This is a genomic window from Bacillus sp. SIMBA_005 (genome assembly GCF_046535585.1).
Lineage (GTDB): Bacteria > Bacillota > Bacilli > Bacillales > Bacillaceae > Bacillus > Bacillus pumilus.
In genome coordinates, this window is the sequence record NZ_JAWRWI010001295.1 from 1 (window position 1) to 230 (window position 230).

General features: G+C 69.6%; 1 protein-coding gene. It reads left to right on the forward strand.

All coding sequences use genetic code 11. The annotated features are described in order from the left end of the window. The coding region (locus tag SB660_RS24250) for an insulinase family protein (protein WP_410585201.1) at positions 1 to 230 on the forward strand (230 nt) is incomplete at both ends.

Genomic DNA, 230 nt, shown 5'->3' on the forward strand with positions numbered 1-230 from the left:
CTACGTGTCGGCCCTCAAGGAGCACCTGGATCCGTCGCTGGCGCTGTTCGCCGACATGGTGCGGCGCCCGAACTTCGACGAGAAGGAAATCGAGCGCATCAAGGCCACGTGGATCGCCGGCATCGCGCAGGAGAAGGCGCGTCCGGCCAGCGCGGCGATGCGGGTGCTGCCGCCCCTGCTCTACGGCGCCGGTCACCCCTACGCGATTCCCTTCAGCGGCAGCGGCGACG